This is a genomic window from Streptomyces sp. R11 (assembly GCF_041051905.1).
GTDB lineage: Bacteria > Actinomycetota > Actinomycetes > Streptomycetales > Streptomycetaceae > Streptomyces.
Map to the genome: position 1 here is coordinate 4,672,977 of NZ_CP163432.1, position 23,860 is coordinate 4,696,836.

The window sequence follows — 23,860 nt, forward strand, 5'->3', positions numbered from 1 at the left end:
GCGGGAGGATCGCGCACATGACAGCACTCGACCTCAGCAGCCCCGTGGCCGTCGTCGGCACCGGCACCATGGGCCAGGGCATCGCCCAGGTCGCGTTGGTGGCGGGCCACCCCGTACGGCTGTACGACGCTGCTCCAGGGCGCGCCCAGGCCGCCGCTGACGCGATCGGCGCGCGCCTCGACCGGCTCGTCGAGAAGGACCGCCTCACCGGCGCCGACCGGGACGCGGCCCGCGCGCGGCTGCTGCCCGCCGAGTCCCTCGCCGAGCTCGCGGACTGCGCCCTGGTCATCGAGGCCGTCCTGGAGCGCCTCGACGTCAAACAGGAGCTCTTCCGCGCGCTGGAGGGCATCGTCGGCGAGGACTGCCTGCTCGCCACCAACACCTCGTCCCTGTCGGTGACGGCCATCGGCGGCGCTCTGGACAACCCCGGCCGCTTCGTCGGCCTGCACTTCTTCAACCCCGCGCCGCTGCTGCCGCTGGTCGAGGTCGTCTCCGGGTTCGCCACCGACGTCACGTCGGCCACGCGCGCGTACGAGACGGCTCGCGCGTGGGGCAAGACGCCGGTCGCCTGCGCGGACACCCCCGGTTTCATCGTCAACCGCATCGCGCGGCCCTTCTACGCCGAGGCCTTCGCGGTCTACGAGGCGCAGGGCGCGGATCCGGCCACCATCGACGCCGTCCTGCGCGAGTGCGGCGGCTTCAGGATGGGCGCGTTCGAGCTGACCGACCTCATCGGGCAGGACGTCAACGAGTCCGTCACGCACTCCGTGTGGCAGTCCTTCTTCCAGGACGTGCGTTTCACGCCCTCGCTCGCCCAGCGGCGCCTGGTCGAGTCCGGCCGGCTCGGCCGCAAGAGCGGGCACGGCTGGTACGACTACGCGGAAGATGCCGAGGCCTCCGAGCCGCACACCGCCGAAAAGACCCGGCAGCCCGCCTACGTCGTCGTCGAGGGCGACCTCGGCCCCGCCTCCGAGCTGCTCGCGCTGATCCGCGAGGCGGGCATTCCGGTGCGTGAGGAGGACGAGGACCACGGCACCCGCCTGGTGCTGCCCGGCGGCGGCCAGCTCGCGCTCGCCGACGGCCAGACGTCCGTGGAGTTCCGGGACGTCGTCTACTTCGACCTCGCCGTCGACTACCGCCGGGCCACCCGGATCGCGCTGTCCGCCTCCCAGGACACCTCGCCGCAGACCCTCGCCGAGGCCACCGGCCTCTTCCAGGCGCTCGGCAAGGACGTCAGCGTCATCGGCGACGTGCCCGGCATGATCGTCGCCCGCACGGTCGCCCGGATCGTCGACCTCGCGCACGACGCGGTGGCCAAGGGGGTGGCCACCGAGGAGGACATCGACACCGCGATGCGCCTGGGCGTGAACTACCCGCTCGGGCCCTTCGAGTGGAGCCGCAGGCTCGGCCGCAACTGGGCGTACGCCCTCCTCGACGACCTGCACCTGCGCGACCCTTCCGGGCGCTACGCGCCGTCCCTCGCGCTGTACCGCCACGCGTACGCCTCCGACAAGCGGGAGGGCAGCACCTCATGACCACCGCCAAGCGCGACACGTACACACCGGAGACGCTGCTCTCCGTCGCCGTGCAGGTCTTCAACGAGCGCGGCTACGACGGCACCTCCATGGAGCACCTCTCCCGCGCGGCCGGCATCTCCAAGTCGTCGATCTACCACCACGTCACGGGCAAGGAGGAGCTGTTGCGCCGGGCTGTCAGCCGGGCGCTGGACGGCCTCTTCGGGATCCTCGACGAGGAGCTCGCGCGCGGGGGGCACGCCGCCGACCGGCTCGAGTACGTCGTGCGGCGCATGGTCGAGGTGCTCATAGCGGAGCTGCCGTACGTGACGCTGCTGCTGCGCGTGCGCGGCAACACCGACACCGAGCGGTGGGCCCTGGAACGGCGCCGCGACTTCGACCACCAGGTCGCCGCCCTGCTGAAGGCGGCCGCCGCCGACGGCGAGGTGCGCGCGGACGTGGAGGTCCGGCTGGCGACCCGGCTCGTCTTCGGCATGATCAACTCGATCGTCGAGTGGTACCGCCCGGACGGCCGCGGCATGAACGAGCGCGAGGTCGCCGACACGGTGGCGCGGCTGGTCTTCGGCGGGCTGCGCCGGGCGAGCTGACCGCCGAGGTCGCCGACCTCGCGGGACGGCCGGCCTCAGTACGCGCGCGTGGGCGGGGGAGTACGCCGCCCGATGGACCGGGACGCGCTGGCCCCGTGAGCTGGGACGCGTGATCCAGAACGACGTGCAGCTCTCCGCCGCCCACCCGACATGCTGCGGCGGCCCGAGGGCGCCTTCCGTGGCGACGCTGCTCGGCTTGCCGCTCCTCGTGTGGGAGTACGGCATGTTCCGCGCCGACGGCTACACCAGCGGCATCGAAGTGCTGATCCTTTGGGGGTTCGCCCTGCTCGCGATCGCCGGGGCGGTGCCGCACCGCCGGTCGCCGCGGATGCTGCGCATGACGGCGGCCGGTGCCGGGCTCGGATGCGCGATCCTTCCGGTGCTGTTCGCGGTACTCATGGCCATGGCGATGGCCTCGGGCTGACCGTCGGACTCGGCCTCAGCCCTGCGGCTCCAGGTCCTCCTCCTCGAACACCAGCAGCGTGCGCGTGCTGAGCACCTCGGGGATCGCCTGGAGGCGGGTGAGGACCAGTTCGCGCAGTGCCCTGTTGTCGGAGGTGTGGACGAGCAGCAGGACGTCGAAATCGCCCCCGACGAGGGCGATGTGAGAGGCACCCGGCAGCTGTCTCAGCTGCTCGCGGACCGTGCGCCAGGTGTTCTGAACGATCTTGAGGGTGATGTAGGCCGAGGTTCCGTGACCGGCGCGTTCGTGGTTGACGCGGGCGCCGAAACCGCGGATGACGCCGTCCTCGACGAGGCGGTTGATGCGGGCGTAGGCGTTGGCACGTGAGACATGGACCCGCTCGGCGACCGACCGTATCGACGCGCGGCCGTCCGCCTGGAGCATCTGCAGGATGTCCTCGTCGATCGCGTCGAGCGGCCGCGCCGGTGGCAGGGGGGCGCCCTCGTCCGTGCTTTCGGCCATTTGTTCAGGCGCCATGTCCCCCCACCTTCCCTCCGTGGACGTACTGCGTTCATTGGAGGCTGTGGAGAACCGTTTGTCCACAGCCTGAGGGCGCCTGTAGCCAAAATGTGCCGACGACCGAACAATCGGTAGGTGAGGCGCGTCACTGGAGCTGCGCCTCTCGTAGCCGCTCCCACGAGGAGGTGCCGTCATGACGGTCATGGAGCAGCGAGGCGCGTACCGGCCATCGCCGCCGCCCGCCTGGCAGCCCCGCATGGACCCCGCGCCGCTGCTGCCCGACGCGGAGCCGTACCGCGTCCTGGGCACCGAGGCCGCCGCGAAGGCCGACCCGGACCTGCTGCGCCGGCTGTACGCCGAGCTGGTGCGCGGCCGCCGGTACAACGCGCAGGCGACCGCGCTCACCAAGCAGGGCCGCCTCGCCGTCTACCCGTCCACCACCGGCCAGGAGGCCTGCGAGGTCGCCGCCGCGCTCGCCCTCGAGGAGCGCGACTGGCTCTTCCCGAGCTACCGCGACACGCTCGCGGTCGTCGCACGCGGCGTGGACCCCGTCGAGGCGCTGACCCTGCTGCGCGGCGACTGGCACACCGGCTACGACCCGTACGAGCACCGCGTGGCCCCCCTGTGCACGCCGCTCGCCACCCAGCTCCCGCACGCCGTCGGCCTCGCGCACGCCGCCCGCCTCAAGGGCGACGACGTGGTCGCACTCGCCATGGTCGGCGACGGCGGCACCAGCGAGGGCGACTTCCACGAGGCGCTGAACTTCGCCGCCGTATGGCAGGCACCGGTCGTCTTCCTCGTCCAGAACAACGGCTTCGCGATCTCCGTCCCGCTCGCCAAGCAGACCGCGGCCCCGTCGCTGGCCCACAAGGCCGTCGGCTACGGCATGCCCGGCCGCCTGGTCGACGGCAACGACGCGGCCGCCGTGCACGAAGTGCTGAGCGACGCCGTACGGCACGCGCGCGCGGGCGGCGGTCCCACGCTGATCGAGGCGATCACCTACCGCATCGACGCCCACACCAACGCCGACGACGCGACCCGCTACCGCGGCGACTCCGAGGTCGAGACCTGGCGCGGGCACGACCCCATCACGCTCCTGGAGCACGAGCTGACCGAGCGCGGCCTGCTCGACGAGGCCGGCAAGCAGGCCGCGCGGGACGCCGCCGAAACCATGGCCGCCGACCTGCGCGAACGCATGAACCAGGACCCGGCTCTCGACCCGATGGACCTGTTCGGCAACGTGTACGCCGAGCCCACCCAGCAACTGCGGGAACAGCAGGCCCAGTTGAGGGCCGAGCTCGAAGCCGAGTCGGAAGGGTCGCACCGATGACCACCGTCGCCGCCAAGCCGGCCACCATGGCGCAGGCCCTCACGCGCGGGCTGCGCGACGCCATGGCGGACGACCCCACCGTGCACGTCATGGGTGAGGACGTCGGCACCCTCGGCGGTGTCTTCCGGGTCACCGACGGGCTCGCCAAGGAGTTCGGCGAGGACCGCTGCACCGACACGCCGCTGGCCGAGGCGGGCATCCTGGGCACGGCGGTGGGCATGGCCATGTACGGCCTGCGCCCCGTCGTGGAGATGCAGTTCGACGCGTTCGCCTACCCGGCGTTCGAGCAGCTCATCTCGCACGTGGCGCGCACGCGTAACCGCACCCGCGGCAGGATGCCGCTCCCCATCACCGTCCGCGTCCCCTACGGCGGCGGCATCGGCGGCGTCGAGCACCACAGCGACTCGTCCGAGGCGTACTACATGGCGACTCCGGGGCTCCATGTCGTCACGCCCGCGACCGTCGCCGACGCCTACGGGCTGCTGCGCGCCGCCATCGCCTCCGACGACCCGGTCGTCTTCCTGGAGCCGAAGCGGCTGTACTGGTCGAAGGACACCTGGAACCCGGACGAGCCGCAGAGCGTTGAACCGATTGGCCGCGCGGTGGTGCGGCGCTCCGGCCGGAGCGCCACGCTCATCACGTACGGACCGTCCGTGCCCGTCTGCCTCGAAGCCGCCGAGGCGGCTCGGGACGAGGGCTGGGACCTGGAGGTCGTCGACCTGCGCTCGCTGGTGCCGTTCGACGACGAGACGGTCAGCGCCTCGGTACGGCGGACCGGGCGAGCGGTCGTCGTGCACGAGTCGGGCGGGTTCGGCGGCCCGGGAGGGGAGATCGCGGCCCGGGTCACGGAGCGCTGCTTCCACCACCTGGAGGCGCCGGTGCTGCGCGTGGCCGGGTTCGACATCCCCTACCCACCGCCGATGCTGGAGCGTCACCACCTGCCCGGCGTGGACCGGATCCTGGACGCCGTGGGGCGTCTGCAGTGGGAGGCCGAGAGCTGATGGCACAGGTGTTGGAGTTCAAGCTCCCCGACCTCGGGGAGGGGCTCACCGAGGCGGAGATCGTCCGCTGGCTGGTGGAGGTCGGTGACGTCGTCGCCGTCGACCAGCCGGTCGTCGAGGTCGAGACGGCCAAGGCGATGGTCGACGTCCCGTGCCCCTACGCCGGGGTGGTCACGGCCCGCTTCGGCGAGGAGGGCTCCGAGCTTCCCGTGGGCGCGCCGCTGCTGACGGTGGCCGTCGGCGCGCCCGCCTCCGACGGTCCGGCCGAGGACTCGGGTGCGGCCTCGGACAAGGGCTCCGGCAATGTCCTCGTCGGCTACGGCACGTCCGAGGCACCGGCGCGGCGCAGAAGGGTGCGCCCGGGGGAGTCGGCACCCGCCGTACCCGTGGAATCCGTGTCCGCCAACGGTGCCGCTGCCGCACGGGAGGTGATCGAGGGGCCTGTGCCGGTCATCTCTCCCCTCGTCCGCCGCCTCGCCCGGGAGAACGGCCTGGACCTGCGGGAGTTGCACGGCTCCGGTCCGGACGGGCTGATTCTGCGGGCCGACGTCGAATACGCCCTGCGGGCCGCTCAGGCGCACGGGCGCACGGCACAGCCATCGGCCGAGCCGCACGCGCGCGTGACGCCCACCCCGGCACCGGCCCCGGCTTCCTCCGCTGCCGTCCCGGCCGCGCAGTCCCCCATCCGTTCCTCCGCCCCTCCCGCCGGTATCCGCACCCCCCTCAAGGGCGTCCGCGGTGCCGTGGCCGACAAGCTCTCCCGCAGCCGGCGGGAGATCCCGGACGCCACCTGCTGGGTGGACGCCGACGCGACGGAGCTCATGCGGGCGCGCACCGCGATGAACGCCGCAGGGGGGCCGAAGATCTCCCTGATCGCCCTGCTGGCCCGCATCACCACCGCCGCCCTGGCCAGGTTCCCCGAGCTCAACTCCACGGTCGACATGGAGGCCAGGGAGATCGTCCAGTTCGACCATGTGCACCTCGGGTTCGCCGCGCAGACCGAGCGCGGGCTCGTCGTCCCGGTCGTACGGGACGCCCACGCGCGGGACGCGGAGTCGCTGACGGCGGAGTTCGCCAGGCTGACCGAGGCGGGCCGCACGGGCACCCTCACACCGGCGGAACTCACCGGCGGCACCTTCACGTTGAACAACTACGGCGTGTTCGGTGTCGACGGCTCCACCCCGATCATCAACCACCCCGAGGCCGCCATGCTCGGCGTCGGCCGCATCATCCCCAAGCCCTGGGTGCACGAGGGCGAACTGGCGGTGCGGCAGCTCGTCGAGCTCTCGCTCACCTTCGACCACCGGGTCTGCGACGGCGGCACCGCGGGCGGCTTCCTGCGATACGTGGCGGACTGTGTGGAACACCCGGCGGTGCTGCTGCGCACGCTGTGACCAAGGCCCCCGCGTTTCGGCTGCTTCCGCTGCGTTCCCTGTGATCGCCAAGGCACGCATACTCGGGGGGTGACCGCGTACGAACCGACGGGCGCGCAAGGCGCCGCCGATGCTGTTCACGACGTCGCGTACGACGCCGTCGTGCTCGCCGGCGGTGCCGCGCGGCGGCTCGGCGGGGTGGACAAACCCGGGGTGCGGGTCGGTGGGCGCCCGCTGCTCGACCGGGTGCTCGCGGCCTGCGCCGATGCCCGCACCACCGTGGTCGTCGCCGATCCCCGGCCCACCGCGCGTGCGGTGACCTGGGCGCGTGAGGAACCGCCCGGCGGCGGCCCGGTCGCCGCCCTCGACGCCGGGCTGCGGCACACCGGCGCGGAGCTGGTCGTCGTCCTCTCGGCCGACCTGCCTTTCCTCGACGAGGGCACGGTACGGCGGCTGTTGGCCGCCCTGCGCTCCGGCGGCGCCGACGGGGCACTGCTCACCGACGCCGACGGCCGCGACCAGCCGCTCGTCGCCGCGTACCGCGCGCCCGCGCTGCGCCGCGAACTGGCCGCGCTCGCCCAAGGACGGGACGGCCTCGCCGGCCTCCCCCTGCGCCGGCTGACCGGCGCGCTCGGACTCACCCGCGTCCCCGACCCCGTCGCGTCCTTCGACTGCGACACCTGGGACGACATCGCCACCGCCAGGGCACGCATCAGGGAGCATGGGCACGTGTTGGATGAATGGATTTCCGCAGTCAAGGACGAACTGGGCATCGACCTCGACGTCGACACCAAGGTGCTGCTGGACCTCGCCCGCGACGCCGCCCACGGCGTGGCGCGCCCCGCGGCCCCGCTGACCACCTTCCTCGTCGGGTACGCGGCGGCGCAGGCCAGGGACGGCGAGGGCGGACCCGAAGCGGTCGCCGAGGCATCCCGCAAGGCCGCCGCGCTCGCCCTGCGCTGGGCCGAAGAGGCCGCCGCCAAGTCCGACGTGGCCCCCGAGGCCACCCCCGACACCAGTCCGGACGCCGGATGACCCCCCGCGGCATCCAGGCGGACGAGGACGCCGAGGACCTCGACGTCGAGGAGGTGCTCGCCCTCGTGAACGAGGACAACGCCCACCACACACCGGGCGACCACGTGCCCGCACCCACCCCGCCCGCCCCGGGCTCCCCCAAGCCGGACGGCCACCACAAGGCCGCCCCCTGGCCCGAAGCCCGCGATATCGCCGCCCGCGCCGCCCGATCCGGCACCCGGGCAGCCGGCCGTGCCCCCGTCTCCGTCCCCCTCGACGCCGCCCTGGGCCTCGCCCTGGCCGCTCCCCTCACCGCCCTCACCGATCTGCCCTCCTTCGACACCTCGGCGATGGACGGCTGGGCCATCGCGGGCCCCGGCCCCTGGGACGTACGGGACGAGGGCGTGCTGGCCGGGCACGGCGAGCCCGAGCCGCTCACCGACGGCGAGGCCGTCCGTATCGCGACCGGCGCCCGCATCCCCCCGGACACCACCGCCGTCCTGCGCAGCGAGCACGGCCGCACGGGCGCCCAGGGCCATCTGCACGCCACCCGGGAGATCCAGCCCGGCCAGGACATCCGCGCACGCGGCCAGGAGTGCCGTAAGGGCGATCATCTCCTGGCCGTCGGCACCCTCGTGACCCCGGCCGTCCTCGGCCTGGCAGCCGCCGCCGGGTACGACACCGTCACCGCCGTACCCCGCCCGCGTGTCGAAGTGCTCATCCTCGGCGACGAGTTGCTCACCGAAGGACTCCCGCACGACGGGCTGATCCGCGACGCCCTCGGGCCGATGCTGCCGCCCTGGCTGCGCGCAGTCGGCGCCGAGGTCACCGCGGTGCGCCGGCTGGGCGACGACGCCAAGGCCCTGCGCAAGGCGCTCACCGGCTCGGACGCGGACCTCGTCGTCACCACCGGCGGCACTGCGGCCGGCCCCGTCGACCACGTCCACCCCACCCTGCACCGCATCGGCGCCGAACTCCTGGTGGACAGCGTCAAGGTGCGCCCCGGCCACCCCATGCTGCTGGCCCGTCTCAAGGAGAACCAGCACCTCGTGGGCCTGCCCGGCAACCCCCTCGCCGCCGTTTCCGGCCTGCTCACGCTCGCCGAACCCCTGCTGCGCACGCTCGCGGCACGCCCCGCCCCGGAGCCCTACACGCTGCCGCTGAGCGAGGCGGCACACGGGCATCCGTACGACACCAGGCTCATCCCCGTCGTGCTGCGCGGCGACCACGCCGTGCCGCTGCGCTACCACGGCCCGGCCATGCTGCGGGGCATGGCGGCGGCCGATGCAATCGCCGTCGTCCCACCGGGCGGTGTTCGTGCCGGTCAGGAGACCGAACTGCTCGACCTGCCCTGGACCACTGCCGGTATCGAGGTGTGTTTCACGTGAAACTTCCGGGCCAGGACGCCATAGCTCGTGAGGCGGACGAGCGGGTTGCCACGTATCGGGTGAAGCTCCCGAAGAAGATCGTGGAGCATCCGTTCCGGCAGGTCGCCAAGCGGGTCACGATCGCGATGTCGCTGCTCGTGGCGGCCGCCCTGATCGTCTACGCCGACAACGACGGCTACAACGACAACTCCGACGGTTCCGTCGACCTCCTCGACGCCTTCTACTACGCGACCGTCAGCCTCTCCACCACCGGATACGGCGACATCACCCCGGTCAGTGACGCCGCCCGGCTCACCAATATCTTCGTCATCACGCCGATGCGTGTGCTGTTCCTGATCATCCTGGTCGGCACCACGTTGGAGGTCCTCACCGAACGGACCCGCGAGGAATGGCGTCTGAACCGCTGGAGGTCCACCTTGCGCGACCACACCGTCGTCGTCGGCTTCGGCACGAAGGGCCGTTCGGCGATCCAGACCGTCTGCGCTACGGGCTTGAAGAAGGAACAGGTCATCGTGGTCGACCCGAGTTCCAAGGTGATCGAGGCGGCGGTCGCGGACGGATACGCGGGGGTCACGGGGGACGCGACGCGCAGCGAGGTCCTGAAGCGGGCCGAGGTGCACAAGGCACGGAAGATCATCATCGCCACCCAGCGCGACGACACCGCCGTCCTGGTGACGCTGACGGCCCGGCAGCTCAACCGCGGGGCGAAGATCGTGGCCGCGGTGCGTGAGGAGGAAAACGCGCCGCTGCTCAAGCAGTCCGGCGCCGACGCGGTCATCACCAGCGCCAGCGCAGCCGGGCGGCTGCTCGGTCTCTCCGTGCTCAGCCCCGCCGCCGGCATGGTGCTGGAGGACCTGATCCAGCAGGGCAGCGGGCTCGACATCGTCGAACGGCCCGTCATAAAGGCCGAGGTGGGCAAGAACCCACGCCAGACGGACGACCTGATCGTGAGCGTCGTACGCGGGCACCGGGTGCTCGGATACGACGATCCGGACGTCGGGACACTGGAGTTGACGGACCGGCTCATCACCATCGTGAGGGCGACGCCGGGCAGTCAGGTCGCACCCGACGACCGGCGTCTGCCCCCAGGGATGAAGCCCGTCTGAGGTATCAAACGGGCTCCATGTTCGGTGCTGGTTGCGGCTGTACGCGCGCTACTTGCGGCTGTACAGCCGCATCGTGATCGGTCCGAAGACCAGGACGAACAGGCCCGCCCAGCCCACCGACCAGGCGATCTCGTCCGCCGGCCAGTTGCCCGCCATCAACTCGCGGACGGCCGAGGCCAGATGGGTGATCGGGCTGTTGTTGACGAAGGCCTGGAGCCAGCCCGGCATGGTCTTCGGGTCGACGAAGATGTTCGACAGGAAGGTCAGCGGGAACAGCACCATCATGCTGACGCCCATCACCGACTTCTCGCTGCGCAGCAACAGCCCGAACATCGTCCAGACCCATGAGAACGCGAACGAGAAGGCGACCAGCAGGGCGATCCCGGCGAGGACACCGAGCACCCCGCCGTCCGGGCGGTAGCCGATGATCATTCCGACCGTGAGCATCACCACGGACGCGATCGTGTAGCGCAGGGCGTCGCCCAGCAGATAGCCGACCATCGTCGACGGCCGCCAGATGGGCAGCGACCGGAACCGGTCGAAGACGCCCTTCTCGATGTCGGTGTTCACCGAGACGCCCGTGTACATCGTGATCATCACGACCGACATCACCAGGATGCCCGGCAGCAGGAACTGGATGTACTCCTTCGGGGAGCCGGCCAGGGCGCCCCCGAACAGGTACGTGTACATCAGCACCATCATGATCGGGAACGCGGTGACGTCGAAGAGCTGCTCCGGGACGTGCTTGATCTTCAGTATCGCGCGCCAGCCGAAGGTCATCGAGGCCGACAGGGCGCTGGGCCGCGGCGGCCGCTCCCCCGCGACGAGCAGTGCCGCGAGCGACTCGGCGCTGACGGGGGCGAGTTCCTTGTTCTCGGTCTGCGTCACGGTGCTCATGCCGCCACCCCGTCCTTGTCGTCCTTGCCGGCACTGTCGGCCTTGTCCGTGCGGTCGTCGTTGTCGCGTGCGTCGTGGGTGTCGTGTCCGGTGAGGGCCAGGAACACCTCGTCCAGGCTGGGCTGGCCCAGCGAGAAGTTGTCGACGGTGATGCCGGTGCGGGCCAGCTCGGCGAGCGCGCGGGCGGCCTGTTCCGCCGCGCCCTGGCCATTGGCGGCCCCGGAGCCGACGCGTGCGGTGAGGGCCACGGGATCCGGCTCCAGCTGCACCTCCGCGTCCAGGGTCAGCCGCAGGACGCGCTCGGCCTCCGGACGCTGCGCCGCGTCGCGCAGCCGCAGATGGACGGAACCGGCGCCCACGGACGCCTTGAGCTCGCCCTTGGTCCCCTCGGCGATCACCTTGCCGCGGTCGATGACGGCGATCCGGGAGGCCAACTGGTCGGCCTCGTCCAGGTACTGCGTGGTCAGCAGCACCGTGGTGCCCTGGGCGACGACCGCGCGCACGATGTCCCACACCTGGTTGCGGCTGCGCGGGTCGAGGCCGGTCGTCGGCTCGTCGAGGAAGAGCAGGTCGGGGGTGTTGAGAATGGAGGCGGCGATGTCGATGCGGCGCCGCATGCCGCCGGAGTAGTTCTTGACCTGCTTCGCGGCGGCCTCCGTCAGCCCGAAGGCCTCCAGGAGCTGCGCGGAGCGCTGCCGTGCGGCCTGCTTGCCGTGTCCGAGGAGCCGACCCAGCAGGACCAGGTTCTCGGTGCCGGTGAGGTCCTCGTCCACGGAGGCGTACTGGCCGGTGAGGCTGACGCGGCCGCGCACCTCGTCGGCCTCGCGGACTACGTCGTGGCCGAAGACGTGGGCCTCGCCGCCGTCGGGTCGTAGGAGGGTGGCGAGCATCTTCACCGTGGTGGTCTTTCCGGCGCCGTTGGGGCCGAGGACGCCGTAGACCGTGCCGGCCGGAACCGCGAGGTCCACGCCGTCGACGGCCCGTGTCTCACCGAACGTCTTCACCAGGCCCGCGGTTTCGATCGCGAGACCGGACGTCGTCTGCGTGCTCATGCTGTCGGGGTCCTTCCGGGTGGTCCTTCCGCGTTCTTGGGCTACGCATGGGGAGACCTTTACGGTGGCGCAAACTCATCGGCGGCGCACAGGGATTTTCGAATGACCCGCCCAAGGACCGAGAGGTATGGGACCGGGGACCGAGGCCGAGGGCTCCGCCGGATGCTCGGGCGGGAGTACGGCGGCAGGGGCGCGAGGGCCGAGGAGTAGCGTCCGTCCCATGCATGCGATCACGATTCCCGAACCTGGTGGGCCCGAGGCGCTGGTGTGGGACGAGGTCCCCGATCCCGTCGCCGGAGAGGGCGAGGTGCTGGTCGAGGTGGTGGCCGGGGCCGTCAACCGTGCCGACATCCTGCAGCGGCAGGGCTTCTACAACCCGCCGCCCGGCTCCTCCCCCTACCCCGGTCTGGAGTGCTCCGGCCGGATCGCCGAGATCGGCCCCGGTGTCTCCGGCTGGGCCGTCGGCGACGAGGTGTGCGCGCTGCTCGCGGGCGGCGGCTACGCCGAGAAGGTCGCCGTACCGGCAGGCCAGTTGCTGCCCGTGCCCAAGGGCGTGAGCCTCACGCAGGCCGCCGCGCTGCCCGAGGTGGTCTGCACGGTCTGGTCGAACGTCTTCATGGTGTCCCATCTGCGCCCCGGCGAGACCCTGCTCGTGCACGGCGGTTCGAGCGGCATCGGCACCATGGCCATCCAGCTGGCCAAGGCCGTAGGGGCCAAGGTCGCGGTCACGGCGGGCAGCAAGGACAAGCTCGACCGGTGTGCCGAGCTGGGCGCCGACATCCTCGTCAACTACCGGGAGCAGGACTTCGTCGCCGAGGTCAAGCAGGCCACCGACGGGGCCGGAGCCGACGTCATCCTCGACAACATGGGCGCCAAGTACCTCGACCGCAACGTCCAGACCCTCGCCGTGAACGGCCGCCTCGCCATCATCGGCCTGCAGGGCGGCGTCAAGGGCGAGCTCAACATCGGCGCGCTGCTGGCCAAGCGGGGTGCCGTCAGCGCGACCTCGCTGCGTGCCCGTCCCCTCGGTGAGAAGGCGGCGATCGTCGCGGCCGTACGCGAGCACGTCTGGCCCCTGCTGGACGCCGGGCACGTGCGGCCGGTGGTGGACCGCGAGATGCCGATGGACGACGCGGCCGGGGCGCACCGGGTGCTGGAGGAGAGCGGGCACGTGGGCAAGGTGCTCCTGGTCGTGCCGTAGGACAGGCACGGCGGGCACGGCGGCCAGGGCGGTCACGGCGGCCAGGGCGGTCCGAGCGACCACCTTCTAGCCGCGCCGCAGCCTGAGTCCCACGAAGGCGAGGCCCAGCCCGAGCCCGATGAGCACCAGTCCGGCCCCGAGGGGCAGCACCTGCAGTACGGGTTCGGCGGGGTCCTCGGCGTGCGTGACGGGCCGTTGGACGGGGTGGGTCGCGGGGGCGGACGTCTCTCCGGCGGCCTCCGAGCTCTCGGTCGCCGTGCCCCCGTCGTCCTCGCCCTCCGACTCCGGCCGCGTCGAGCTGTCACCCTCCTCCTCGCGGTCGGGCTCCCGCCCCGTCGCCGCTTCCTCGTCCTCCAGCGGCCCCTTCTCCCGCCCCGGCCGCTCCCGCCCCTCACCGGCCCGGCTCCCGGCCCGGGACGGCCCGCCGGAGGGGCTGGGACGGGAGGCGGCGGGGCCGTGGGCCGTGGAGGTGGAGGTGGGCGCCGCGCCGGGCTTCATGTCTCCCTCCGACCTCCCGGCCTCCCAGTGCGGTCCGGCTTTCCCGGACGCCGTGGGGGAGGCGGAGGGGACGCCGGACGCCGGGGGCGAGCCGGAGGGGGTCCCGGACGCGGGGGCGGAGCCGCCGGAGCCCTCGGACGAAGTGGCAGGGGAACCCGAGGGCCCTGAGGAAGCCGGGGGCGCGGCTGCGGAGCCGGAGGGGCCCCGGGAGGCGGCAGCAGGCCCGGGCCGAGGCGTGCTTGCGGGGCCGTAGGAGGCCCTGGACTCGGCTGCGGAGCGGCGGGAGGAGGGCCTGGGCCCGGCTGTGGAGTCGGAGGAGGCCCTGGCCCCGGCTCTGGCGTCGGAGGAAGTCCCGGATGGGGCCGTGCCGCGCGTGCCCTCGAGGCCGTACGCCATCACGGACCCGCCCGGCCCCAGGATCAGCCCCAACGCCAGCACCCCCAGCACTCCCGCAGCGCGCAGCTCCCGCGGTCGCCCCCGCCCTGCCCGTACCGCCCGTACCGCCCCCAGCCATGAAGTCATGGCACAAGCCTCACAGGGCCCCTCAAACCCGGCATTTCGGAGGCCGCCACTCGACCGAACCCGGCCTGACGAAATCTCCCGCCCCGTAAACGGTGGATCACCCCACACAGGGGGCACCACGATGATGAGCTGTACGGGTGCGAGAGAATGGCGGCATGGAGATGCCGAGGAACGAACGGTCGTCGGAGAACCCCCAGATCCTGGTCGTGGGCCAGGACGGGATGGCCATCGGCGGCGGAGAAGACGAGGACTCCCGCGAGGTTCCGGTGACGGAGATGGTCGAGCAGCCGGCGAAGGTCATGCGGATCGGAAGCATGATCAAGCAGCTGCTCGAAGAGGTCCGCGTGGCGCCCCTGGACGAGGCGAGCCGCGTCCGGCTCAAGGAGATCCACGCCAGCTCCGTGAAGGAGCTGGAGGACGGCCTGGCCCCGGAACTCGTCGAGGAGCTGGAGCGGCTCTCCCTGCCGTTCACGGACGAGGCGACACCGAGCGACGCGGAACTGCGGATCGCGCAGGCCCAGTTGGTCGGCTGGCTGGAGGGCCTGTTCCACGGCATCCAGACCACGCTGTTCGCCCAGCAGATGGCAGCGCGCGCCCAGCTGGAGCAGATGCGCCGCGCCCTCCCGCCCGGCGTCGGCGGCCACGAGGACGGCGAGCAGCAGCCGGGCGGCCGCTCGGGCGGACCGTACCTGTAGGACACAACCGACCCCGTAGGACTCCCGCCGCGTACGCGAAGGGCCCGGCAGCCGATGCTGCCGGGCCCTTTCGGTTACGGGATCAGTCCGAGTCCGGATTGCCCGTCGAGACCGTGAACTTCATCTCCGGGGGGTCGTCCGGGTCGAAGTCCGTACCCTTCTCGGGCGACTGCCGCATGACGGTGCCCTCGCCCCAGGTGTTCTCGTCGACGTCGACCTTCTCGACGTCCCACCCTGCGGCCTTGAGGCACTCGACGACCGACGGCCAGTACTTGAAGGTCATGTCCGGCATCGTCACCTTGTCGGGGTCGAGGTACGACTCCCGCGGCTCGGTGCACTCGGTCGTCTCGACCGTGTTCGCGCTGTCGCCCGCCCGGTATCCCGGCGCCTTCGTCGCCGACTCCGAGGCGGTCGTGCCGCCGCTGCCGCCGCTCCCGCCCCCGTCGTCCTCGGTGCCCCCGCCCTTCAGGGTCAGGGCCGCGATCAGGCCGCCCACCGCGACGACGGACACGATGATCGAGCCGATGATCATCGGCCGGTTGCTCTTGCCGCCGCCCGAAGTGGGCCGCGTCTGGGGCGACATGGTGTACGGCGCCGGGGTCGGGTGGCCCGGCTGCGGGGAGTACGAGGCCGGTGGCGGCGTCTGGAAGCCCTGCTGCTGCGGGTATCCGTACGCCGGCGAGGGCATCGACGGCGGCGGGGTGCCGTACGGGTTCGGGGCCGGCGTCTGCTGGTACGGCGTCTGGACGTGGCCCGCAGGCGGGGGCGTCTGGCCGCCGACCGGCGGGAACACCGAGGCGCCGACGCCCTGGCCGCTCTGCGTCTGCGAGCCCGGCGCGATGCTGGGCGGGGCCGCCTGGAAGGACGCGGCCACGCGCAGGCACTCGTCGCGCATGGACTCGGCGCTCGGGAAGCGCTCGTTCGGGTTCTTCTTCAGCGCGCGGGCCACCAGCGCGTCCACGGCCGGCGGCAGGGCGCTGTTGATCGAGGACGGAGCGACCGGCTCCTCCTGCACATGCGCGTACGCGATCGCCAGCGGTGAGTCCGCCTCGAACGGAAGCCGCCCGGTGACCAGTTGGAACAGCATGATGCCGACCGAGTAGAGGTCGGAGCGGGCGTCCACGCCCCGGCCCAGCGCCTGTTCCGGCGAGAGGTACTGGGGGGTGCCGACCACCATGCCGGTCTGCGTCATCGACGTCACACCGGACTGCATGGCGCGCGCGATGCCGAAGTCCATGACCTTGACCACGCCGCGCTTGTTCATCATCACGTTGCCCGGCTTGATGTCCCGGTGGACCAGGCCCATCTCGTGGCTGATCTCCAGCGCCGCGAGCACGTCGGCGGTGATCTTCAGCGCCTTGTCGGCGGGCATCGCGCCCAACTGCCGTACGTCCTCGTCGAAGACGGAGCTGAGCGGGCGGCCCTCGATGTACTCCATGACGATGTACGGCGTCGTCATGCCGTCGACGTCGTCCTCGCCGGTGTCGAAGACCGAGACGATGTTGGTGTGCGTGAGCTTCGCCACGGCCTGGGCCTCGCGGCGGAAGCGTTCGCGGAAGGCCTGCTCGCGGCCGAGTTCGGTGTGCAGCGTCTTGACCGCGACCTGCCGGTCGAGCACGGAGTCGTAGGCGAGATGCACGGCGGCCATGCCGCCCTGGCCGAGCAGGTCGCGCAGCTGATAGCGGCCGCCGGCCAGCGACCGCCCCGCGTTCTGGCCCTGTGCGCCGTCCTGGCTCATGTTCTGCGTCCCCCGTACCCTCTCGGGCGCCTGCGGTTGCCGTGGATCCGGTGATCCCGAGTGATCCAATGTGGTATTCCCGGCCAAGTCTGCCCCACGGCACTGACAGGTCAAGCGCGGTGCCCGTTCCGTGACCGTACGCGAAGGGAGCGTCGCGGAAGCGTTACAGGGGCTGTACTGCCGGTGCACAGAATTTGCACGACGGGACGGGGTAACGGTTTGATGGCCGGTCCGTCTGCGTCAGGCCGGGGCCACCGTCTCGGACCGACGGCTTGCTTTGAGGCTGTAGCGTGGCCGACGGAGACCGTAACAACACCGCGCGCACCGCGGGCAGAAACGACGGCGAGGACCGATGGCACAGCAGCAGCGCGCTCAGGGCCCGTCCGACCCCGAGGCGGCTGGCGGCGGTATGTCAGACGCGCCGGAAATGTGGGGTAATGGCGGACTTGTCGGGGACGGCCGATATCGGCTGACCCGCAGACTCGGCCGGGGCGGCATGGCCGAGGTGTTCGCGGCCGAGGACGTACGCCTCGGACGCACCGTGGCGGTCAAGCTGCTGCGCTCCGACCTCGCCGAGGACCCGGTCTCCAAGGCCCGCTTCACGCGCGAGGCCCAGTCGGTGGCCGGCCTCAACCACCACGCGATCGTCGCCGTGTACGACTCCGGCGAGGATGTCGTGGGCGCGCACAGCGTGCCGTACATCGTGATGGAGATCGTCGAGGGCCGCACCATCCGCGACCTCCTCCTCAACGCCGAGGCGCCCGGCCCCGAGCAGGCCCTGATCATCGTCTCCGGTGTTCTGGAGGCCCTCGCCTACTCGCACCAGCACGGCATCGTGCACCGCGACATCAAGCCCGCCAACGTCATCATCACCAACAACGGCGCCGTGAAGGTGATGGACTTCGGCATCGCCCGCGCCCTGCACGGCGCGCAGTCGACGATGACGCAGACCGGCATGGTCATGGGCACCCCGCAGTACCTGTCGCCCGAGCAGGCGCTCGGCAAGGCGGTCGACCACCGCTCCGACCTGTACGCGACGGGCTGCCTGCTCTACGAACTCCTCGCGCTGCGCCCGCCGTTCACCGGCGAGACGCCGCTTTCGGTGGTCTACCAGCACGTCCAGGACATCCCGACCCCGCCGTCCGAGGCCTCCGACGCGGTGCCGCCGGAGCTCGACGGCCTGGTCATGCGCTCGCTCGCCAAGGAGCCGGACGACCGCTTCCAGACGGCCGAGGAGATGCGCGGCCTCGTCCAGTACGGCCTGCAGATGCTGTACGACCAGGGCGGCCACACCGGCACCTGGAACACCGGCCCGGTGACGATGCACGAGGGCCGGCACACCCCGGCGGCGGGCTTCGCGAACACCACCGTCATGGGACACCCCGGCGACTCCGGTTCCGGCACGACGCAGATCCCGCAGCCGATCATGCCCTCCGGGTACGGCGGCGGTGACGACGGCGGCTTCGAGGGGCGCGGCAACCGGGGCAGCGGCCGCGGCAAGCTGTGGATCCTCGCCGTCCTCGCGGTGATCGCCATCGCGGCGGGTGTCGCGCTGGCGCTGAACAACGGCGGCGGCGGTGGTGGCGGCGACACCAAGCAGACGCCGACCACCTCGCAGACCACCGACGAGGACAAGGCCACCGACGAGCCGACGGACGAGGCGACCGACGAGCCGACCGACGAGGTCACCGACGACGGCTCCGGCACGGGCACCGACCCGGACTACACGCCCTCGGACACGCCCTCGTACTCGCCGACCGACGAGCCGACCGAGGAGCCGACCGAGGAGCCGACGGAGGAGCCGACCACCGCCGAGCCGACGGACGAGCCGACCACGCCCGAGCCGACGGACGAGCCGACCACGGATCCCACGCTGCCGACCCCGCCGACGGGCGGCGTCGAGGGCTGACCCCTTCCTGGCGCAAAACAGCCTGTACGCGCGCGTGCGGCCCGGCAACGGGCTGCACGCGCGCGTGGCGTTTCGGTCCGTTTAGGCCGACCGGGTGGCATTCCGATGTCGCCCCCGGCTGCGATCTCACGTCCGGCGACTCTTCCCGTGACCTGGGTCACCGATATAACGTGCCGTTGTTCCGGCCCCCTGCAAGGCTGTGACCAGGACTTGTTCCCGACTTTCGCGATTTACTTGGAAATCCAAGCAAAATCGCAGGTCAGGAGGGGTTTCACAGAAATGTGGAGCACTGGGTAACGTGCCTATTGCAGGGCGCTCGCCGGGGCACCTGTCACGCCTGTCCCCCAACGAGCCGCACCCACCCTGTGCGTCCGTAGGGCTTCAGGTGAGCCGCACTGGCACCCGGCGAACCCGGGTAGCCGGACCGACGGAGGAGCACACGTGACCGTGGAGAGCACTGCCGCGCGCAAGCCGCGACGCAGCGCCGGTACCAAGAGCACGGCCGGCAAGACAACCGCAAGGAAATCGCCGAGCACGGACCCCGAGCTCGTGCAATTGCTGACGCCCGAGGGCAAGCGCGTCAAGAACGCCGAGTACGACAAGTACGTCGCCGGCATCACCCCCGAAGAGCTCCGCGGCCTCTACCGCGACATGGTGCTCACCCGCCGCTTCGACGCCGAGGCCACCTCCCTGCAGCGCCAGGGCGAGCTGGGTCTGTGGGCGTCGCTGCTCGGCCAGGAGGCCGCCCAGATCGGCTCCGGCCGCGCCACCCGCGAGGACGACTACGTCTTCCCGACCTACCGCGAGCACGGCGTCGCCTGGTGCCGCGGGGTCGACCCGACCAACCTGCTGGGCATGTTCCGCGGCGTGAACAACGGCGGCTGGGACCCGAACAGCAACAACTTCCAGCTCTACACGATCGTCATCGGCTCCCAGACGCTGCACGCGACCGGCTACGCGATGGGTATCGCCAAGGACGGCGCCGACAGCGCGGTGATCGCGTACTTCGGCGACGGCGCCTCCAGCCAGGGCGACGTCGCGGAGTCCTTCACCTTCTCCGCGGTCTACAACGCCCCCGTGGTGTTCTTCTGCCAGAACAACCAGTGGGCGATCTCCGAGCCGACCGAGAAGCAGACCCGGGTGCCGCTCTACCAGCGCGCACAGGGCTACGGCTTCCCCGGCGTCCGCGTCGACGGCAACGACGTCCTGGCCTGCCTGGCGGTGACGAAGTGGGCGCTGGAGCGCGCCCGCAACGGTGAGGGACCGACGCTCGTCGAGGCCTACACGTACCGCATGGGCGCCCACACCACCTCCGACGACCCGACGAAGTACCGGGCCGACGAGGAGCGCGAGGCCTGGGAGGCGAAGGACCCGATCCTGCGTGTTCGCCGGTACCTCGAGGCTTCAAACCACGCGGACGAGGGATTCTTCGCGGAACTGGAGACCGAGAGCGAGGCGTTGGGCAAGGGAGTGCGCGAGGCGGTCCGTGCCATGCCGGACCCGGACCACTTCGCCATCTTCGAGAACGTGTACGCGGACGGGCATGCGCTCGTCGACGAGGAGCGCGCCCAGTTCGCCGCCTACCAGGCGTCGTTCGCGGACGTAGAGGGGGCCTGACATGGCAGCGGAGACAGTCAAGAGCATGGCTCTGGCCAAGGCGATCAACGAATCGCTGCGCCGCGCCCTGGACACGGACCCCAAGGTCCTCATCATGGGCGAGGACGTCGGCAAGCTCGGCGGCGTCTTCCGGGTCACCGACGGCCTGCAGAAGGACTTCGGCGAGAGCCGGGTCATCGACACCCCGCTGGCCGAGTCAGGCATCGTGGGCACCGCGATCGGCCTGGCCCTGCGCGGCTACCGTCCCGTGGTGGAGATCCAGTTCGACGGCTTCGTCTTCCCGGCCTACGACCAGATCGTCACGCAGCTCGCGAAGATGCACGCGCGCTCACTGGGCAAGGTCAAGCTCCCGGTCGTCGTGCGCATCCCCTACGGCGGCGGCATCGGCGCGGTCGAGCACCACTCGGAGTCGCCGGAAGCCCTCTTCGCGCACGTGGCGGGCCTGAAGATCGTCTCGCCGTCCAACGCGTCGGACGCGTACTGGATGATGCAGCAGGCCATCCAGAGCGACGACCCGGTGATCTTCTTCGAGCCCAAGCGGCGCTACTGGGACAAGGGTGAGGTCAGCACCGAGGCGATCCCTGGCCCGCTGCACAAGGCGAAGGTCGTCCGCGAGGGCACGGACCTCACGCTGGCCGCGTACGGCCCGATGGTGAAGCTCTGCCAGGAGGTCGCCGCCGCGGCCGCCGAGGAGGGCCGGAACCTGGAGGTCCTGGACCTGCGCTCGGTCTCACCTCTGGACTTCGACTCGATCCAGACGTCGGTCGAGAAGACCCGCCGTCTGGTGGTGGTCCACGAGGCCCCGGTGTTCTTCGGCTCGGGCGCGGAGATCGCCGCCCGGATCACGGAGCGCTGCTTCTACCACCTGGAGGCCCCGGTGCTGCGGGTGGGCGGCTATCACGCCCCGTATCCGCCGGCGCGTCTTGAGGAGGAGTACCTGCCGGGCCTGGACCGGGTGCTCGACGCCGTCGACCGTGCCCTGGCGTACTGAGGAGAGGGTCGTGACGACGATGACGGAAGCGTCCGTGCGCGAGTTCAAGATGCCCGACGTGGGCGAGGGACTCACCGAGGCCGAGATCCTCAAGTGGTACGTCCAGCCGGGCGACACGGTCACCGACGGCCAGGTGGTGTGCGAGGTCGAGACGGCCAAGGCGGCCGTCGAGCTGCCCATCCCCTACGACGGGGTGGTCCGCGAGCTGCACTTCCCCGAGGGCACCACGGTGGACGTCGGTACGGCGATCATCGCGGTGGCCCTGGCGGGCGGGGCCGCCGCGGCCGCTCCGGCTCCGGCCGCTCCGGCTCCAGCCGTTCCGGCGCCGGCCGCGCAGCCGGAGGCCGCTCAGGAGGAGCCCAAGCCGGAGGGCTCGGGCCGCCAGCCGGTCCTGGTCGGCTACGGCGTGGCCCAGACCTCGACGAAGCGTCGCCCGCGCAAGGGTGCCGACGTCCCGCAGCAGGAGCCCTCGACGCCGGCGCAGGCACTGCAGTCCGAGCTGAACGGCCACGGCCCCGCGCCGGCGGTGACGTCCGACCGACCGCTGGCGAAGCCGCCGGTGCGCAAGCTGGCCAAGGACCTGGGCGTCGACCTGGCCACGGTGACCCCGACCGGCCCCGACGGCATCATCACGCGCGAGGACGTCCATGCGGCGGTGGCCCCGGCCGCGCCGGCCGCCGAGCCGGTGCCCCAGGCTGCCCCCGCCGCCGCGCCGGTCGCCCCGGCGCCGGTGGCCGCGGCCACGTACGACACGGCCCGTGAGACCCGTATCCCGGTCAAGGGCGTGCGCAAGGCGACGGCGGCGGCGATGGTCGGGTCGGCGTTCACGGCGCCGCATGTCACGGAGTTCGTGACGGTGGACGTGACGCGCACGATGAAGCTGGTCGAGGAGCTCAAGGCGGACAAGGAGTTCGCGGGCCTGCGCGTGAACCCCCTGCTGCTGATCTCCAAGGCCCTGCTGGTCGCGATCAAGCGCAACCCTGACGTCAACGCGTCCTGGGACGAGGCGAACCAGGAGATCGTGCAGAAGCACTACGTCAACCTGGGCATCGCGGCGGCGACCCCGCGCGGCCTGATCGTCCCGAACATCAAGGACGCTCACGCCAGGACGCTCCCGCAACTGGCCGAGGCGCTCGGCGAGCTGGTGTCGACGGCACGGGACGGCAAGACCACCCCCGCCGCGATGCAGGGCGGCACGGTCACCATCACCAACGTCGGCGTCTTCGGCGTCGACACCGGCACCCCGATCCTGAACCCCGGCGAGTCCGCGATCCTCGCGGTCGGCGCGATCAAGCTCCAGCCGTGGGTCCACAAGGGCAAGGTGAAGCCGCGTCAGGTCACCACGCTGGCGCTCAGCTTCGACCACCGGCTGGTCGACGGTGAGCTGGGCTCCAGGGTGCTGGCGGACGTGGCGGCGATCCTGGAGCAGCCGAAGCGGCTGATCACCTGGGCGTGATCCAAGAGCGGTAGCGAAAGGGGCGGCCACTGTCGAGTGGCCGCCCCTTTGCGTGTGACGCGGGGCGTCAGCTGATCCTGGCGTAGCCGTAGTTGATCAGCTTCTTCACGTCCGCCGTGCGGTTGGCCTCCGAGGAGGCGGTCAGCACGGCACCCATGACCTGCTCGCCGTTCTTCGTGGCGGCGAAGACGAGGCAGTACTTGGCCTCGGTGCCGGAGCCGGTCTTGATGCCGAGCGTGCCGTTCCAGCCCAGCAGCGTGTTGGTGTTCTTCCACGCCGCCATCGTGCGGGTGGAGCCGGTCTTGGTGATCGTCTTGGCCGTGTACGACTTGGTCTTCACGACGGTCTTGAACGTGGAGCTCTTCATCACGCTGCGCGCGAGCTTCGTCAGGTCGCGCGGCGTCGAGGCGTTGGAGCCGTTGCTTATGCCGTCGAAGGAGTCGAACTTCGTGTTCGTCATGCCCAGGCTCTTGGCCATGGTGTTCATCTTGCCGATGAAGCTCTTGGTGCGGGCCGAGACGGTCGAGCCGGAACCGAACTTGTCGGCGAGGGCCATCGCGGCGTCGCAGCCGGAGGGCAGCATCATCCCGTACAGCAGCTGACGGACGGTCACCTTGTCGCCGACGATCAGGCGGGCCGTCGACGGGTAGCCCTTGCGGACCATGTAGTCGCTGACCTCCTTCTTGATCGTCACCTTGGTGTCCAGGTTCAGGTTCGACTGCGACAGCACGACCTTCGCGGTCATGATCTTCGTGGTGGAGGCGGTGAGCCTCTTGGTGTCGGCGGCCTTGGTGAAGAGCGTCGTGCCGGTCGCGCTGTTCATCAGGTACCCGCCCTTGGCGGTGATGGTGGGCGCCGTCACGGCCTGCGCGGGAGCCGCGGTGAGGGCTCCGGTCACGAGCACGGCGCCGGTCGTGACGGCGACGGCTGCGGCTCTGCGGACGCGGAGGCCCTTTGTGGCGGTTATCAACTTAAATACCCCGATTACGTCGAATGCCCCGAAAGTGCGGCCGAGTTGGAGGGGGAAG

Annotated in this window: 21 protein-coding genes; 15 read left to right on the forward strand and 6 right to left on the reverse strand. The window is 71.3% G+C overall.

All coding sequences use genetic code 11. The features are described 5' to 3' along the window. Positions 1-17 precede the first annotated feature (17 nt). The 3 genes from AB5J55_RS21400 to AB5J55_RS21410 all read left to right on the forward strand — a co-directional run bounded on the left by AB5J55_RS21400 (position 18) and on the right by AB5J55_RS21410 (position 2,546). Positions 18-1,535 (forward strand): 3-hydroxyacyl-CoA dehydrogenase, encoded by a 1,518-nt coding sequence (locus tag AB5J55_RS21400; RefSeq protein WP_369272213.1) that lies wholly within the window; start codon positions 18-20, stop codon positions 1,533-1,535. Beyond that, positions 1,532-2,122: a TetR/AcrR family transcriptional regulator gene (locus tag AB5J55_RS21405; protein ID WP_369272214.1), complete on the forward strand. Its 591-nt coding sequence runs from the start codon at positions 1,532-1,534 to the stop codon at positions 2,120-2,122. Before AB5J55_RS21400 ends, AB5J55_RS21405 begins: the two co-directional genes overlap by 4 nt. A 109-nt stretch (positions 2,123-2,231) precedes the next feature. Further along, positions 2,232-2,546: a hypothetical protein gene (locus AB5J55_RS21410; protein WP_369272215.1), complete on the forward strand. Its 315-nt coding sequence runs from the start codon at positions 2,232-2,234 to the stop codon at positions 2,544-2,546. Between the two features lie 15 nt (positions 2,547-2,561). On the opposite strand, the gene AB5J55_RS21415 is transcribed toward AB5J55_RS21410, so the two are convergent. Then, complete coding sequence (locus AB5J55_RS21415) at positions 2,562-3,047, reverse strand: Lrp/AsnC family transcriptional regulator (RefSeq protein WP_369276254.1); 486 nt, start codon at positions 3,045-3,047, stop codon at positions 2,562-2,564. Between the two features lie 190 nt (positions 3,048-3,237). On the opposite strand from AB5J55_RS21415, the gene pdhA (AB5J55_RS21420) reads away from it, so the two are divergent. The 6 genes from pdhA (AB5J55_RS21420) to AB5J55_RS21445 all read left to right on the forward strand — a co-directional run bounded on the left by pdhA (AB5J55_RS21420) (position 3,238) and on the right by AB5J55_RS21445 (position 10,256). After that, positions 3,238-4,374 carry a pyruvate dehydrogenase (acetyl-transferring) E1 component subunit alpha gene (gene pdhA, locus AB5J55_RS21420; RefSeq protein WP_369272216.1) on the forward strand — a complete coding sequence of 379 codons (1,137 nt, stop codon included), beginning with the start codon at positions 3,238-3,240 and terminating at the stop codon, positions 4,372-4,374. Further along, positions 4,371-5,375, forward strand: coding sequence for an alpha-ketoacid dehydrogenase subunit beta (locus AB5J55_RS21425; protein WP_369272217.1), 1,005 nt, complete (start codon positions 4,371-4,373; stop codon positions 5,373-5,375). The genes pdhA (AB5J55_RS21420) and AB5J55_RS21425 overlap by 4 nt, the downstream gene beginning before the upstream one ends. Then, positions 5,375-6,769 (forward strand): dihydrolipoamide acetyltransferase family protein, encoded by a 1,395-nt coding sequence (locus tag AB5J55_RS21430; RefSeq protein WP_369272218.1) that lies wholly within the window; start codon positions 5,375-5,377, stop codon positions 6,767-6,769. Before AB5J55_RS21425 ends, AB5J55_RS21430 begins: the two co-directional genes overlap by 1 nt. Before the next feature lie 69 nt (positions 6,770-6,838). Continuing rightward, positions 6,839-7,783 (forward strand): NTP transferase domain-containing protein, encoded by a 945-nt coding sequence (locus tag AB5J55_RS21435; RefSeq protein ID WP_369272219.1) that lies wholly within the window; start codon positions 6,839-6,841, stop codon positions 7,781-7,783. After that, complete coding sequence (locus tag AB5J55_RS21440) at positions 7,780-9,150, forward strand: molybdopterin molybdotransferase MoeA (RefSeq protein WP_369272220.1); 1,371 nt, start codon at positions 7,780-7,782, stop codon at positions 9,148-9,150. The genes AB5J55_RS21435 and AB5J55_RS21440 overlap by 4 nt, the downstream gene beginning before the upstream one ends. Then, positions 9,147-10,256: a TrkA family potassium uptake protein gene (locus tag AB5J55_RS21445; RefSeq protein WP_369272221.1), complete on the forward strand. Its 1,110-nt coding sequence runs from the start codon at positions 9,147-9,149 to the stop codon at positions 10,254-10,256. Before AB5J55_RS21440 ends, AB5J55_RS21445 begins: the two co-directional genes overlap by 4 nt. 48 nt (positions 10,257-10,304) lie before the next feature. On the opposite strand, the gene AB5J55_RS21450 is transcribed toward AB5J55_RS21445, so the two are convergent. Both AB5J55_RS21450 and AB5J55_RS21455 read right to left on the reverse strand, forming a co-directional pair. Continuing rightward, positions 10,305-11,153: an ABC transporter permease gene (locus AB5J55_RS21450; RefSeq protein WP_369272222.1), complete on the reverse strand. Its 849-nt coding sequence runs from the start codon at positions 11,151-11,153 to the stop codon at positions 10,305-10,307. Further along, positions 11,150-12,205, reverse strand: coding sequence for an ATP-binding cassette domain-containing protein (locus tag AB5J55_RS21455; RefSeq protein WP_369272223.1), 1,056 nt, complete (start codon positions 12,203-12,205; stop codon positions 11,150-11,152). The genes AB5J55_RS21450 and AB5J55_RS21455 overlap by 4 nt, the downstream gene beginning before the upstream one ends. Positions 12,206-12,425: 220 nt before the next feature. Here AB5J55_RS21455 and AB5J55_RS21460 point away from each other — a divergent pair, with 220 nt between their 5' ends. After that, positions 12,426-13,406: an NAD(P)H-quinone oxidoreductase gene (locus tag AB5J55_RS21460; protein WP_369272224.1), complete on the forward strand. Its 981-nt coding sequence runs from the start codon at positions 12,426-12,428 to the stop codon at positions 13,404-13,406. Positions 13,407-13,472: 66 nt separating this feature from the next. On the opposite strand, the gene AB5J55_RS21465 is transcribed toward AB5J55_RS21460, so the two are convergent. After that, positions 13,473-13,904, reverse strand: coding sequence for a hypothetical protein (locus AB5J55_RS21465; RefSeq protein WP_369272225.1), 432 nt, complete (start codon positions 13,902-13,904; stop codon positions 13,473-13,475). Positions 13,905-14,581: 677 nt separating this feature from the next. Here AB5J55_RS21465 and AB5J55_RS21470 point away from each other — a divergent pair. Further along, entirely contained in the window at positions 14,582-15,121 is a 540-nt protein-coding gene (locus AB5J55_RS21470) for a bacterial proteasome activator family protein (protein WP_369272226.1), read from the forward strand. Positions 15,122-15,203: 82 nt separating this feature from the next. Here the strand turns inward: AB5J55_RS21470 and AB5J55_RS21475 are convergent, their stop codons facing one another. Further along, positions 15,204-16,859, reverse strand: coding sequence for a protein kinase (locus AB5J55_RS21475; RefSeq protein ID WP_369272227.1), 1,656 nt, complete (start codon positions 16,857-16,859; stop codon positions 15,204-15,206). 352 nt (positions 16,860-17,211) lie between these two features. On the opposite strand from AB5J55_RS21475, the gene AB5J55_RS21480 reads away from it, so the two are divergent. From AB5J55_RS21480 to AB5J55_RS21495, 4 genes are all read left to right on the forward strand, one after another. Further along, on the forward strand, positions 17,212-18,768 hold the full coding sequence (locus tag AB5J55_RS21480; RefSeq protein WP_369272228.1) for a protein kinase: 1,557 nt from the start codon (positions 17,212-17,214) through the stop codon (positions 18,766-18,768). Positions 18,769-19,209: 441 nt separating this feature from the next. After that, positions 19,210-20,385, forward strand: a complete 1,176-nt coding sequence (gene pdhA, locus AB5J55_RS21485) for a pyruvate dehydrogenase (acetyl-transferring) E1 component subunit alpha (RefSeq protein WP_363034996.1) — start codon at positions 19,210-19,212, stop codon at positions 20,383-20,385. Between the two features lies 1 nt (position 20,386). After that, positions 20,387-21,376: an alpha-ketoacid dehydrogenase subunit beta gene (locus AB5J55_RS21490; RefSeq protein WP_369272229.1), complete on the forward strand. Its 990-nt coding sequence runs from the start codon at positions 20,387-20,389 to the stop codon at positions 21,374-21,376. 10 nt (positions 21,377-21,386) lie between these two features. After that, positions 21,387-22,832, forward strand: a complete 1,446-nt coding sequence (locus AB5J55_RS21495) for a dihydrolipoamide acetyltransferase family protein (protein WP_369272230.1) — start codon at positions 21,387-21,389, stop codon at positions 22,830-22,832. Between the two features lie 67 nt (positions 22,833-22,899). Here AB5J55_RS21495 and AB5J55_RS21500 read toward each other — a convergent pair whose 3' ends face one another. Then, complete coding sequence (locus tag AB5J55_RS21500) at positions 22,900-23,802, reverse strand: D-alanyl-D-alanine carboxypeptidase family protein (RefSeq protein ID WP_369272231.1); 903 nt, start codon at positions 23,800-23,802, stop codon at positions 22,900-22,902. Positions 23,803-23,860: the final 58 nt, after the last annotated feature.